Annotated in this window: 12 protein-coding genes and 1 pseudogene; 6 read left to right on the top strand and 7 right to left on the bottom strand. The window is 45.9% G+C overall.

The window, feature by feature from the left end:
• Nucleotides 1-111: 111 nt before the first annotated feature.
• The 3 genes and pseudogenes from BUC50_RS04365 to BUC50_RS04355 all read left to right on the top strand — a co-directional run.
• Nucleotides 112-303, top strand: a pseudogene (locus BUC50_RS04365) (thioredoxin family protein); the annotation flags it as partial.
• An 89-nt stretch (nt 304-392) separates the two neighbouring features.
• A complete protein-coding gene (locus BUC50_RS04360; RefSeq protein WP_273312056.1) occupies nt 393-1,556 on the top strand; it encodes a permease in 1,164 nt (387 codons plus the stop codon).
• A gap of 38 nt (nt 1,557-1,594) precedes the next feature.
• The gene (locus BUC50_RS04355) at nt 1,595-3,724 is read left to right on the top strand and encodes a heavy metal translocating P-type ATPase (protein WP_213700818.1); all 2,130 of its coding nucleotides are present in this window, start codon (nt 1,595-1,597) and stop codon (nt 3,722-3,724) included.
• A gap of 130 nt (nt 3,725-3,854) precedes the next feature.
• Here the strand turns inward: BUC50_RS04355 and BUC50_RS04350 are convergent, their stop codons facing one another.
• Nucleotides 3,855-4,397, bottom strand: coding sequence for a phosphoribosyltransferase family protein (locus tag BUC50_RS04350; RefSeq protein WP_213700819.1), 543 nt, complete (start codon nt 4,395-4,397; stop codon nt 3,855-3,857).
• Between the two features lie 7 nt (nt 4,398-4,404).
• Nucleotides 4,405-5,508, bottom strand: a complete 1,104-nt coding sequence (locus tag BUC50_RS04345; RefSeq protein WP_273312018.1) for an NCS2 family permease — start codon at nt 5,506-5,508, stop codon at nt 4,405-4,407.
• A 191-nt stretch (nt 5,509-5,699) separates the two neighbouring features.
• Here BUC50_RS04345 and BUC50_RS04340 point away from each other — a divergent pair, with 191 nt between their 5' ends.
• Complete coding sequence (locus tag BUC50_RS04340; protein WP_213700821.1) at nt 5,700-6,311, top strand: FmdE family protein; 612 nt, start codon at nt 5,700-5,702, stop codon at nt 6,309-6,311.
• A 1-nt stretch (nt 6,312) separates the two neighbouring features.
• Here the strand turns inward: BUC50_RS04340 and BUC50_RS04335 are convergent, their stop codons facing one another.
• From BUC50_RS04335 to BUC50_RS04320, 4 genes are all read right to left on the bottom strand, one after another.
• Nucleotides 6,313-7,068 (bottom strand): ABC transporter ATP-binding protein, encoded by a 756-nt coding sequence (locus BUC50_RS04335; RefSeq protein WP_213700822.1) that lies wholly within the window; start codon nt 7,066-7,068, stop codon nt 6,313-6,315.
• Entirely contained in the window at nt 7,065-8,135 is a 1,071-nt protein-coding gene (locus BUC50_RS04330; RefSeq protein ID WP_213700823.1) for a FecCD family ABC transporter permease, read from the bottom strand. Before BUC50_RS04330 ends, BUC50_RS04335 begins: the two co-directional genes overlap by 4 nt.
• 10 nt (nt 8,136-8,145) lie before the next feature.
• The gene (locus tag BUC50_RS04325; RefSeq protein ID WP_213700824.1) at nt 8,146-9,270 is read right to left on the bottom strand and encodes an iron ABC transporter substrate-binding protein; all 1,125 of its coding nucleotides are present in this window, start codon (nt 9,268-9,270) and stop codon (nt 8,146-8,148) included.
• Between the two features lie 116 nt (nt 9,271-9,386).
• Nucleotides 9,387-10,511 carry an MGDG synthase family glycosyltransferase gene (locus tag BUC50_RS04320; protein ID WP_213700825.1) on the bottom strand — a complete coding sequence of 375 codons (1,125 nt, stop codon included), beginning with the start codon at nt 10,509-10,511 and terminating at the stop codon, nt 9,387-9,389.
• Nucleotides 10,512-10,637: 126 nt separating this feature from the next.
• Between BUC50_RS04320 and BUC50_RS04315 the strand changes: the two genes are divergently transcribed.
• Nucleotides 10,638-11,060, top strand: a complete 423-nt coding sequence (locus BUC50_RS04315; RefSeq protein ID WP_213700826.1) for a PaaI family thioesterase — start codon at nt 10,638-10,640, stop codon at nt 11,058-11,060.
• Here the strand turns inward: BUC50_RS04315 and msrA are convergent.
• Nucleotides 11,057-11,800, bottom strand: a complete 744-nt coding sequence (msrA, locus tag BUC50_RS04310) for a peptide-methionine (S)-S-oxide reductase MsrA (RefSeq protein ID WP_286677181.1) — start codon at nt 11,798-11,800, stop codon at nt 11,057-11,059. The genes BUC50_RS04315 and msrA overlap by 4 nt on opposite strands.
• A gap of 265 nt (nt 11,801-12,065) precedes the next feature.
• Between msrA and BUC50_RS04305 the strand changes: the two genes are divergently transcribed.
• Nucleotides 12,066-12,821, top strand: coding sequence for a transporter substrate-binding domain-containing protein (locus BUC50_RS04305; protein ID WP_213700828.1), 756 nt, complete (start codon nt 12,066-12,068; stop codon nt 12,819-12,821).
• Nucleotides 12,822-12,849: the final 28 nt, after the last annotated feature.

The following is a 12,849-nucleotide window of genomic DNA, read 5'->3' as shown; positions in this document are numbered from 1 at the left end:
GTGGGCTTGTCCTTTTGGCCATTGTTAAAACCTCCTGTTGTCAGTATATTTTACTTCACCGACTATGAGGAAGTTTACACAAACTTATAGGCACTACCTAAAAAACTTGCTGAAATGGCAGAAAAAGTGGCTCAGGAGCTAGACCTCGATTACGAAATTGAAAAGGTAACAGATATTAAAGAGATTATGTCCTTTGGAGTGCTGGGAACTCCCGGCCTTGTTGTAGACGGGAAGGTTCTTTTATCCGGTCGGGTTCCAACAGAAGCAGTTCTGAAAGACCTTCTTCGCGAGAAGGCAAAATAAAAACATACCCCCGATTAGCCGTCGGGGGTTATTTTAGGCCCTTATGTGAACTATCCGCCGCTTATATTAGTGAAAGGAAGTCTTTTGTTATGAGTGATCGCAAAAAATTTATATGGATCGTTGCAGCTTTCCTTTTCTTTTATTTTTTACCAGCCGACAATCCCCGAGTACACAGCGCCGCTATAGAAGCCTTTGCCATGCTTCATGAATATGCCAGGGAGCATGTACTGCTTTGCCTTGTTCCCGCATTTTTTATCGCTGGAGCTATTTCTGTTTTCGTCAGTCAGCAGTCAGTGATGAAATATCTTGGAAACCAGGCGCAAAAGATCGTTTCATACTCTGTCGCTGCTGTTTCAGGCACTATCCTTGCGGTCTGTTCATGCACCGTCCTTCCTCTTTTTGCGGGAATTTACAGCCGCGGAGCCGGTATTGGCCCTGCGTCTGCCTTTCTCTATTCAGGCCCGGCCATCAACATCCTCGCCATTATATTGACAGCCCGAGTTCTTGGTTTTGAAATGGGGCTCGCCCGTGCCATAGGCGCTATCTCTTTCAGCATACTTATAGGTCTTGCAATGGCTTTCATTTTTAAAGAAGAAGAAAAGAAGCGGCAAGAAGGATTTGCTTCTCTGCCTATTGAAGAACCAGTCCGTCCCCTATGGAAAACCCTATGGACTATGGCCAGCATGGTCTTTTTTCTTATATTTGCCAACTGGGCCGCTCCCAAGGTAGAGTCCGGAACATGGGCCGCGATATATGATGCAAAGTGGATCTTGGCAGGAGCAGCCCTTGGTTCTACTATTTTGACAACAATGAAGTGGTTTTCCCGTGATGAGCAAACTGAATGGCTCAGCGCTACATGGGGATATGGGCTGCAAGTATTACCCCTGCTTTTTTCGGGGGTTCTTCTTGCGGGCTTCTTGTTGGGCCGTCCCGGCTACGAAGCCCTTATTCCAAGTCATTATGTTGCGGCCCTTGTCGGAGGGAACTCAATCTTTTCGAACTTTTTTGCCTCCGTTGCCGGAGCTTTCATGTATTTCGCCACATTGACGGAAGTCCCCATTCTCCAAGGGCTTATGGGAGCTGGTATGGGCAAAGGCCCTGCTCTTGCGCTCCTTTTGGCAGGACCTGCCCTTTCCCTTCCCAACATGCTGGTGATCCGTAACATTATGGGAACAAAAAAAACAGCAGCCTACGTTGCCCTTGTTATTTTTTTATCCACTATGGCAGGAAGCATTTACGGCGCTTTCTTTTAGCATTGTTCTAAAACTGGCCAAAAAGGATGTGAGTACCAATGCCGCTCTATAGAATTAAGAAACTGAACTGTCAGAGTTGCGCTTCTCAAATAGAGGCAGACATATCCGCCCTTCCAGGAGTAAGTGGGGTATTGTTCGATTTCGATACAAAAATATTGAGAGTTGAGAACGATGGAAGTGACCTTGAGGAAAAGATCAGGGCCATTGTAACTCACATAGAACCAGGGGTAACAGTAACACCCGTTAATAATGTGGAAAATGCTTCTTCAGAAAAGTCCTCTTCAGGCAAGAGTTTTTTAATAGAGCGATTTAAGGAAGAAGGAAAGGGCCTTGGAATTGCCGCCATCCTCTTTATCATAGGACTTGCTTTTAGAGAACAGCTGGCAGCAACACCTTATAGCCTAGGTGAATATTCCGTCTTCCTCGCCGCTTACTTTCTTAGCGGACAGGAAGTGCTCTGGAACACAGTTAAAAATCTAAAGGCCATGAAAGGGATGGACGAATTCTTCCTAATGTCTATCGCCACTATTGCAGCAATTCTTATTGGGGAACTTCCAGAGGCTGTAGCAGTTATGCTTTTTTATAGAACTGGAGAACTATTCCAGGAATTATCAGCAAGAAGGTCCCGCAGCTCTATCCGCGCCCTTCTTGTTGCTCGCCCTCAATTTGCCAGACTCCTTAGCGACGGAGAAGAAAGAAATGTCAAACCCGAAGATGTTGCCGTAAACGACCATATCCTGGTTCGGCCGGGAGAAAAAATCCCTCTGGACGGAATTATTGAATCGGGAATTTCCCAAATTGATCAATCCCCCCTCACCGGGGAATCGGTACCTGTAACGGCAGAACCCGGCAAAAGGGTATATGGCGGAAGCATAAACCTACGGGGGGCTCTCACCATTCGTGTAACATCTGCCTTTGAAGAAACAACTATCGCGCGAATTCTTGAAATGGTCGAGTTCGCTGTAGCGCGAAAATCGCCAACTGAACGGTTTATTACAACCTTTGCCCGCTACTACACTCCTGCAGTAGTTATGGGAGCTTTAGCAGTAGCCGCCATTCCACCCCTTCTCGGAAATGGTTCGTATATGAATTGGATTTACCGGGCGCTGGTCCTTCTCGTTATTTCATGCCCCTGCGCTTTGGTGATCAGTATTCCTCTTGGATATTTTGGAGGAATAGGGGCTGGATCGCGCCATGGCATCCTCATAAAGGGTGGAAATGTACTTGATGCTATGAATTCTGCGAAAGTGGTGGCTTTTGACAAGACAGGAACCCTGACACAAGGAGTTTTCTCTGTAACAAAGATTGTGCCCCAGCAGGATGTTTCAGAAGAAGAGATTCTTTCCCTCGCCGCCTCGCTGGAACAAAGCTCAAATCATCCTATCGCCCGTTCAATTACTGAGGCGGCGGGAGGAATAGAACTTCTGCCTCCAAAAGATCTCGAAGAAATCTCCGGAAAGGGCTTACGGGGCATTGTTGAAGGTCATCGGATACTTGCTGGGAATAAAAAATTCTTAGAGGGAGAAGGTTTCCAGAACCTTTCAGACCCGGAGCGGGGAACCGTAGTTCACATAGCAAAGGGCGGTCAGTACCTCGGTTATATTATTGTTTCTGATGTGATCCGTCCTGACGCGCACAGCACATTGAAAGCCCTCAAGAAGGCCGGATTGGCGGCTACGATCATGCTGACAGGCGATACCGAAAAGGGAGCGGAGTGGGTAGCTCGTGAGATAGGCGTAGATCAATACGTCGCCAGCCTTTTGCCCCAGGATAAGGTTGCGGAGCTGGCCAGGCTGAAATCAGGGCTGTCTGCCAATGAAACAACTATCTTTGTGGGTGACGGCCTCAACGATGCCCCTGCTTTAGCCGCTGCCGACATCGGCATAGCTATGGGAGGCCTTGGCTCAGAAGCAGCAATAGAAACAGCTGACGTGGTCATCCTCGACGATAATCCATCCAAGGTTGCGGATGCCCTTGTTCTGGCTCGTCGAACCCGTAAAATCGTCTGGCAGAATATAATCCTGGCCCTTGCTACAAAAGGCTTTTTCATCGCCCTTGGAATAGCTGGAATGGCAGGAATGTGGGAAGCTGTGTTCGCCGATGTAGGGGTTGCCTTGCTTGCTGTTCTGAATTCTATGCGTACGATCCGGTTTGAGCCGGAATCATAAGTGCCCCTCCCTCTGCATTATCTCTGAGCGACACCCCATTTTCCTGGAAAGAGTGTTTCGAACAGACGTTCGAACAGCATAAAAGCTCAGCTTTTCGAAAAGCTGAGCTTTTATGCTGTCTAAAAAGGAACTATTCTTTGAATACGGGCAACCTCGCGAGATAGACCAGATCCTTACTTTCGTAACCGCCTTCCTCAAGAAGAACGGCAACCTTGGCCACCACTGTGCAATTGACATGGGAAAGAAGGCTCTCAAGGGCTTTGAGGGATCCCCCCGTGGAGACCACGTCGTCTACAATACACACCCGCTTGTTTTCCAGTTTTTGGGCATCCAGGCCGTCGAGAACTATAATCTGCGGCTCACGGGTAGTAATGGACTGCACCTTTTCTATCACGGGATTTTCCATATACCCCTTTACAGACTTACGGACTATAACGTAATTAATGCCTAAACGTCTGGCAATAGCATGAGTAAGGGGAATTCCTTTTGCCTCAGGACAGACTAGATAATCAATGCCATCTGGAAGTTTGCGATAAAGGTCCTCAGCCGTCCGTTCAATGAGTTCTGTATCTCCAAGCATTACGAACGATGCTATAACAAGGTCATCTGCGACTCTCACTTTTTTTAGATTCCTGGTTAATCCAGAAATATGCAGTTCGTAGGTGTCGTTCATTTTCGCATCACACTCCAAAATAAAATTTTATCGCCAACCCGGCCAAGAGGCCAAAGAATGGGTTCCACCGGGCAGAGACAAGGGTCGTCGCCCCAATCACCATGCCCCAGGGACCAAACCCGTAAGGACCGGCAAATTCCGGAGCGGAAGCAATGGCTCCCTGAATGTTGGTAGCAAAAGTAACAAAAGTACCAAGAATAAACAGAAACCCGGCAATAGATGAACGATGGACGTACTGCCCAATAATGGGAAGAAGTTTCATAAGAAGGATCACGGCCATAATGCCCATCATAAGCACAGAAGCTAGAATGGGCTTAGGTGCTGTAGCTGTCCCAGAGATAATAGCTTCCACAGGACCGCCGCCAAAAAGAGAAGACCCCATATCGGCCAGACTGGAGTAAATGGCAAGGTGGTCGATATTTGTCTCGGCCCCGGCAATGCTTCCTGTGATCTTTCCAAAGCTGATATTAGCTCCGATGTTAAGACAAGCGAGAGCAAGGGCTCCTACAAAAATACGGGGGTTTTTCCAGAAACGCCACTCTATGTCACCAAAGTTAAATCGCTCTCTGGAAAGGTCAATTTTTGTTTCCTCAATAGCAACTTTTTTGCTGACTCGAAGGTAGTTATAGACGGCAGTAGAAACAAGAACAGATATAATAATTGTCCATGCCAGATCTTTTGTTACAAGCCAGACAGCAAGCCCCGAAATCATAGAAGCAGTTCCAGACCACCGTTCAGCATTGAAAAGTTCAATGGCCACATAGGCCAGCATAATTCCAACGCCTGCCATCATAGATGTTACGATGGTAGGACCAATAAAGGCAACAATGGCTTCATTCAATCCGAAAACAGAGGGGATAAAAAGAAAAGCCGCGCCCCAGAAGACAAGGCTAAGGCGTTCGCGAACGTTACGTCCCATTGTTCCTGCTAAAGTGATTGTTTCTGCCTGGAAAGAGATGGTGGCAACAGAGTTAAATGCAAGAGAGCCAGCAATACCAATAATAAAAGCGATAGCCGTGGGGAAGGCAGCAAAACCAAAACTGAGTGCCAGCAATCCCTGAGGGATACCATTCACAACAACAGCCAAGGCGGTGAGGATATTAGTAAGCATAGGGGTCACATTCTCCTTAATTATTTTTTTAATTTCTTTTCAGATCTTCCCTGAACGCAAACATTTTTACCTAAAAATCTTTTTTTGTAAAGTTTAAAACTCTATAAAGGGTTTTTCTTTTCACTGCTTGATATATAATAGTGTTATGATTTTAAAACTTTGTAACACGGAAGAGGAGGTTCGCTGTGGCCATGCCGTCAATAACTTCTGAATGCCTTGAACAAATTATTCATTTCCATGGACATTGGTGTCCTGGTTTAGCTATTGGCATACGCGCCGCTCAGATAGCTCTCGCTGAAGTAGGGCACAGTTCTGACGAAGAAATGGTGGCTCTATGTGAAACAGATATGTGCGGAATCGATGCTATCCAGTTTCTTACAGGATGTACACTTGGAAAGGGAAATCTTATTATTCGTCCCTACGGGAAAATGGCCTTTTCCTTTTATAGGAGAAAGGACGGGAAGTCCATTCGCCTTGTATTAAAAAAAGAATCTGGGAAGGGGACTGGAAGTCCTGATTATCGGGAACTTCAAGCCAAGGTTAACACTCATACCATAACGGAAGAAGAGCGTCGGCGTTTCGCTGCCCTTCGTCAGGAGCGATGCGATGCTATTATGACCATGCCAGTGGAAGAGCTTTTTGAAATTGGAACAGTGAGAGAGGCAGTTCCTCCTCATGCCCCTATGGCACAAAGCCTGACGTGCGCCCTTTGCGGGGAAGGTGTTATGGAGACAAAAGCCCGGTGTTTCAAAGGAGAATACTATTGTGCCCCCTGTTTTGAAAAGGTTGTTCCACGGCCCTGAATCACCATGCAGGAATAATGACAGGAGAACCGTGAACAAACTCAATATCCACTGAAATATCGTAAATATCGGCAATAACCTGGGGAGAGATTTCGTCTTTGGCTAGAACATAACGAATCTCCCCTTTTTTCATAAAAACGAAACGATCTCCATATCTCAATGCCATGGTAAGGTCATGAAGGGATATAACAGCTGAAAGCCCATGGCCTTTAATAATATGTTTCATTGTTTCCATAATTTCAATCTGATTCTTTACGTCGAGACTGCTGATAGGTTCGTCAAGCAATAAAATGCGAGGCTCCTGAACTAAAGCACGGGCTATAGTCACCTTTTGAAGTTCTCCGCCACTCATCTCGTCAAGATACCGCAGGGCTAACTCATCAAGGCCAAGGGTATGAATGATTGCGTCAACCTTCATAATATCGCTCTCTGCAAGGCGCCAACCTACATAGGGGCGGCGGCCGAGAAGAATGGCATCAAAAGCGGTGAGCCGCACTTTCTCACTGCTTTGAGGAACATACCCTATGCGTCTGGCTATTTCACGTCCTGACATGCGGCGCATGTTCTTGTCTTCCAGAGTAATGGTGCCCTTTTGAGGGCGGTTAATTCCATTCAGACACCGTAGGAGGGTTGTCTTGCCCGAACCGTTGGGGCCAAGAATCATAACCATCTCCTGGTTCTTCACTGAGAGGGAAATATTTTTCAGAATAGGTGTTTCCCCATAGCTAAAATGAAGATCATCTACTGAAAGAATCATAAACGTCCCCTCCGCAAAACAAGCCAGATGAAAAGAGGCGCTCCTAGAAAAGAGGTGAGCACTGAAACGGGCAGTACTCTCGGAGCCAGAGCAAGCCTCGCCGCTGTATCTGCACCGAGGAGCAACAATGCGCCGAAAATAGCCGTTCCCGGAATAAGAAAACGGTGGTCATCACCAATAATTAAACGGACCATGTGAGGACACACAAGGCCCACAAAGCCAATAACCCCTACAAAAGCAACAACCACCGATGAAATAAGTGACGCACAGAGCATTCCCACAAGACGAATACGCTGCACCTGAACACCGAGACCAAGGGCCGCTTCTTCACCTGCGTCAATAGCATTGTAATCCCACCTGTGAGCAAAGAAGTAAATCAACATGACCCCGATAAAAACACTCATTATCTGTAACTCTCTCCACCCTGCCCTGGCCACATCGCCGAAGGTCCAAAAGACCATGGCCGCCAGTTGGGCATCATCAGCAAAATACTGCAGGAGCATTGTCGCCGCCGTAAAAAGAGAGGCCAGCGCCACTCCTGTTAAGACCATGGATTCAGGTGTTGCTCCTCTCATTCTAGAAAGAAGCACAATGATCCCGGTAGCAACTAAACTTGTTAAAAAGGCAGCACCTGTGGCAGCGAGGGGATTAAAGAGAGTCACTGCACCCACCTGGCTGCTCTGCATTTGCCCTGCGCCAAAAACCATCACAGAAAGAGCGGCGCCGAAAGCGGCCGCATTTGAGATTCCCAAGGTAAAAGGCGATCCCAAAGGGTTTCGCAGTATGGACTGCATAACAACACCAGCAACAGAAAGGCCTGCCCCGGCCACTAAAGCTGTAAGTGTCTGGGGAAGGCGAACGTTCCAAATAATAAGCTGCCACTTAGAGGTCTCGCCCTTTCCTAACACAGTAGCAAGGACTTCCATGGGAGGGATACGGACCGCGCCAAGGGAAATAGACAACATGGCTGTTATAGCGAGGAGGACAGCTCCTGCACAAAGCCACAGCGCTTTTTGGGCTTGATATTCTTTGTAAACCGGAGAAAGGGTTCCTTCTTCCAAATGCATAGCAATATCCCTATTTTAGAGAAATTTTTTGGAAGGCCATATTCTCAAAAAGAGCGTTCATTTCATTGAAAACTCCTTTTCCAACAAGGAATGTGTAAATTTCATCGGCCTTTTGTGAGGGGTCAATATCCTGAAAGCGTTCAGGATACAGAACCTTGCCAACAAAATAAGCATCGGCAAGAATGGAGCCAAAATTCTGTGTATACCAGTTGTAAGGAAGAACTCCGTAGACTTCCCCACTCTTTACGGCCTGGAGTTCCTGATAAATGGGGTCATTTTTCAGTTCTGACAGAGCGCTTGCCTGCCCGCCAGCGTTAAGAGTGGCAAGATCTATAAAAATAACCTCGGGATCCCATTCCAAAAGCTTTTCCCGGGCTACATCCACGTGAGTATTTTTTGCCCCAGCATCATGATCAGCTGTTGCCACATGTCGGGCCTTGGTAAATATAAAGGGCGGATAAGCCAGCTCCGTAGATCGAAAACCATGAGCTCCTCTCGACGCGACCCCGCCGACGTAACATGTTCTTTGCTCGGCTTCTGGAACATCCTGTACTCTGCTTTTAAGATCCGCAATGCTCTTCTCAAAGAAATTAACAATAGCCTCTGCTCGCTCTTCTCGATCAATGACTTTTCCCATAATGCGCAAGGAGGCATAAAGATCTTCACGGAGGTGAGCCAAGTTGCCATAATTGAGCCCTATGACAGGGATACCTGTTTTTTCATTCAATACATGGGCTGGAATTCCATCATTCGGGTAGGTTTTAAATATAACCTGAGGCAAAGGATTGAGACCGAGAATCAATTCGGGGTTCGCATTGCCTCGAAATTCTCCCATAAGAGGCATACCTTTAAAATGCGGGTTGGCCAAAGCATAAGGACGGGGACCGAAATCTTTTCTTTTCTCATTGTCTTCCACTGCCACTACAAGGTGCTGACCTTTCAAATAGGTAAGAAGCCTAAGACACCCTGAACCAGAACAGATGACATGCTCAATTGGTGCTGAAACCTCTACTTGCTGTCCTATACCATCTGTGATTGCCATTGAAGCGCCGATTTTTTCGGAAGCAAGACCTTGGGTGGGAAAAAGAATTGAACATAAAAGAAGAAAACTCCATATCCCGGTACGCCATTTCATTTACTGACACCCCTTTAGAATAGAAACATTTTAATAACACGAACTTGTTGAATCGTAGCACATTTAAAAGAAAAGCGCAAAAGGTATTTATGTGGCGTACTCTATTTTTCCCATTTTTATAACATGGAATGCTTACTCAGTGAAAGCAGCACTTTATCAGCAATGACTTGCGCTGAGTGGGGGTGGGCCAACTTCCGCGCCGCCCCTCTTATTTTTTTCAAACGCTCAAAAGAGGTATAGAGCCCCCGTACGTGATGAACCGCATCTGTTGCAGATCTGGCCCAGATCCCCGCCCCATTTGTTTCAAGATATCTGGCATTGTTTATTTCCTGCTTGGGTATGGGGTTTATCATAATCATGGGAACCCCGACGCATAGCGCTTCGCTTACAGTGAGTCCCCCCGGCTTGGTAATCATGAGATCTGCCTCCTCCATATAGTCGTTCAGATTATCCACAAAACCAAGCACTTTAAAATCGATCCGGTGAGGAATATCCACCCCTTCCAGCTGGTCTATAAGATCTTCGTTTCGACCTGCAATGATGGTGAGGGAGAGGTTTATCCCTGTTTCGATAAGACCTTCGAGAATATCAAGAACTATTGAGTTAGGCACACTACTCGCCACAAACAATAAAGAGAAGGGAGTTTTAAGAGGCTTTTCCTCTGTATATCTTGAATAACTCTCAGCATACTTCCTTAATACTGGAATGCCGGAGATTAATACTTTATCATTGGAAATACCTGCTTCGAGAAGATCTTTCTTTACCGGCGCGCCGCCAACGAAATATGCGTCTACGTGGGGACTTACCCACATTCGATGAAGGCCGTAATCGGTGACAACACCGTATATTTTGCCTTTGTAAAAACCCTGTTCTTTCATATAGGAAAGGACGGAAAGGGGGAAAAAATGGGTTCCCACGCAAACATCAGGCTGATTTTCGGCAAGGTAACGCATGAACTTCTTTACGTTCTCCATATTTATTTTTTCAAGAAGACGAAGGGCGGCGCTTTCTTCTCTATCCTGATCAGTCAGTTCATACATGACCTTGCACGCCAGGTGGGCGTGTTCACTTACAAAAGCATATACGTCACTATATGACCATTTAAAGAGATCACTCGAAAAATCGAGTAAATCCATTATGACATTCGGTATTCTGCGGCTATCAAGTTCTTCCTGAATCGCGCGAGCCGCTATTCGATGCCCACTGCCTGCCGATACATAAACAAGATGGACCGGTCTCACAGTATCCAACCTCCTTGTTTAATATTACTTCATTGCGCAATCAAATACCTTTTATGTATTATTATAGCGTTTTTCAAATCCGCTTTTTCTAAAAAATCTACCTCTATGCAAAGGAGTTGAATAGAAATGATAGAGAAACTGGAAGGGTCGCAAGGGTGTTTTGTCTGTGACACCACTAACACGAATCCTCGGTCCCTTAAGCTCGCAATCTACTGGGACAGTGAACGGAGGAATACCATGATCCGATTAACCCCCGACTCCTCTCACTGCGGGTATGAAGGAATTGTGCATGGCGGGATTATCGCTTCCATTTTCGATGATGCCATGGCATGGGCAGTAAAGAAAGAAACTGGTATCTGGGCTGTAACAGCTACTTTTGAAATACGGTACAGACAACCAGTCAAGATAGGTGAAGAATACACATTCTATGGGAAAATTGATTCTGTCCTAGGCAAGAGGATTCGCACATCAGCTCTCTTAAAAAATAGTACCCGTCAAGAGGCAGCCAGCGCTTCAGCTCTTTTCATCTCTATGGGGCCTAATAGTTAACGGCTCAAAACAATGTTTCTAAGTCTCCTTTGTCCTTCCTCAGAAAGACCAAGGAGGAGGAGTTCCGCTTCAAGTTCTTTTAGGGTACCGTAGCCGCCAAGATATCCGTTAACCCTTGCAACGGCCGTAGACTGCAAAAGTTTGTCCAGAGAAGGATAGATCTTCTTATATTCCTGGGAAAAAACGCTGTCCATACGCAACCAGTATTTCTGATGATAGGCCTCAGCCAGATAAAATGTGTCAAGGGGGAGGATTTGCGTCCGCACTGGACGGCCTGTTTCTTGCTCCAAATGTTCTTTCCAGCCCTCAGCCCCTGCCTTCTGCTCTTCGTTCTCATAGAAGATGGCAGACATATATTGCCGCGAAAAGATAGGAAGCGTGGGGTCATGTCCTTCTGTAAAGGCCTCTAAAAGACTCTCGTAAGAAATAACATCCGGATCATATATGACTTGAATGCTTTCCGTATGATTTCCTAACGTATGATAAGTGGGATTTGGCCTGTCTCCTCCGGTATACCCTACTTTTGTACTGATAACACCTGAAAGAAGCCCGAACTGGGCGTCTGGCCCCCAAAATCAGCCAAGGGCAAAGGTTGCTAACGCAGTTCTTTTATGCTCTACGTTATCTATGGCGGGAAAGATATTTTCCATAAATGCCATCTCCTTTTCCGTATTAGATTCTTCGGCAAAAATAATACCCGGGGAAATAGCAAGGAGCACCCCTATGACAATAATGGTCATACCATTAAAAAGACATTTTCCCTGTTTCCACATTTCTTGCCCTCTCTTTAATGACAAACATCACTTTATCTTTTTAATTTTACCCCACATCCCTATTTTTATTATGATACACTAAAAAACTTCGTATATCTAACCCCACCCAAGAAGAAATGGTCAAATCTGTTGACAGCACCCCTTTATTTCACTATAATCTTTACTCGACTGGCGCTTTAGCGTGATGAATTGTTATCTGAAAGAATCATTATTTCACTGAGGGGGTAACGTTATGAAAAAAATTGGTATACTTTTGTTGTGCTGTATATTTGTTGTTCTTGGGGCAAGCAATGTTCTTGCCGCTGACAAGAAAACGTATATAGTAGGAATTGACGGTGACTACTATCCTTATTCTTTTATTGGCCAAGATGGAAAACCCGCAGGCTTTGACGTAGAATCCATTCAATGGATCGCCAAAGAAATGGGTTTCGAAGTCAAGGTTCAGCCCATGGCGTGGGACGGAATTATTCCAGCCCTTCTCGCTAAAAAGATCGATATGGTTTATTCTGGCATGACAGCCTCTCCGGAACGCCGTGAAGTGGTAACTTTCAGCAAGGTTTACTGGATCATTAATCAGGCTGTTTGCGTTCGAAACAATACCGACACAAATATGGGAAACCTTTTTGATGGAAAGCACACCATTGGAACCCAGCGTGGCTGCACTGCGGCTATGTGGCTTGAAGATTATGTGGTCAAAACAGGAATAATTCCCAGTCAAAATCTGAAACTTTATGATAATTTCCCACTGGCGGCAAAAGACCTGGAAAATGGCCGGATAGACGCTGCCATGATGGATGATGTGATTGTGGCAAAGGCTGTTGAAGGTAAGGATATGAAAATTATCGGAACAATCTCTACAGGCGAGGAATATGCCGTAGCGATGAGGAAAGAGGACAAGGAACTTCACGATCTCATCAATGAAGGCCTTGACCGTCTCATGACATCCCCAATGTGGAATGAATTAAAATTAAAATACAAGATGTTTTAAACCAGTTCTCTTTAAGGTAGAATTATCT

This window comes from Aminobacterium sp. EBM-42, from assembly GCF_001896635.1.
In the GTDB taxonomy this organism is placed as follows: Bacteria; Synergistota; Synergistia; order Synergistales; family Aminobacteriaceae; genus Aminobacterium; species Aminobacterium colombiense.
This window is presented reverse-complemented; position numbering and strand designations above follow the sequence as displayed.

Bases quoted from the DNA above. Each gene is read 5' to 3' on its own strand.
- BUC50_RS04355 (WP_213700818.1), top strand. From the start codon at position 1,595: ATGCCGCTCTATAGAATTAAGAAACTGAACTGTCAGAGTTGCGCTTCT.
- BUC50_RS04325 (WP_213700824.1), bottom strand. From the start codon at position 9,270: ATGAAATGGCGTACCGGGATATGGAGTTTTCTTCTTTTATGTTCAATT.
- BUC50_RS04305 (WP_213700828.1), top strand. From the start codon at position 12,066: ATGAAAAAAATTGGTATACTTTTGTTGTGCTGTATATTTGTTGTTCTT.
- BUC50_RS04350 (WP_213700819.1), bottom strand. From the start codon at position 4,397: ATGAACGACACCTACGAACTGCATATTTCTGGATTAACCAGGAATCTA.
- BUC50_RS04330 (WP_213700823.1), bottom strand. From the start codon at position 8,135: ATGCATTTGGAAGAAGGAACCCTTTCTCCGGTTTACAAAGAATATCAA.
- BUC50_RS04345 (WP_273312018.1), bottom strand. From the start codon at position 5,508: ATGCTTACTAATATCCTCACCGCCTTGGCTGTTGTTGTGAATGGTATC.
- BUC50_RS04315 (WP_213700826.1), top strand. From the start codon at position 10,638: ATGATAGAGAAACTGGAAGGGTCGCAAGGGTGTTTTGTCTGTGACACC.
- BUC50_RS04360 (WP_273312056.1), top strand. From the start codon at position 393: ATGAGTGATCGCAAAAAATTTATATGGATCGTTGCAGCTTTCCTTTTC.
- BUC50_RS04340 (WP_213700821.1), top strand. From the start codon at position 5,700: ATGCCGTCAATAACTTCTGAATGCCTTGAACAAATTATTCATTTCCAT.
- BUC50_RS04335 (WP_213700822.1), bottom strand. From the start codon at position 7,068: ATGATTCTTTCAGTAGATGATCTTCATTTTAGCTATGGGGAAACACCT.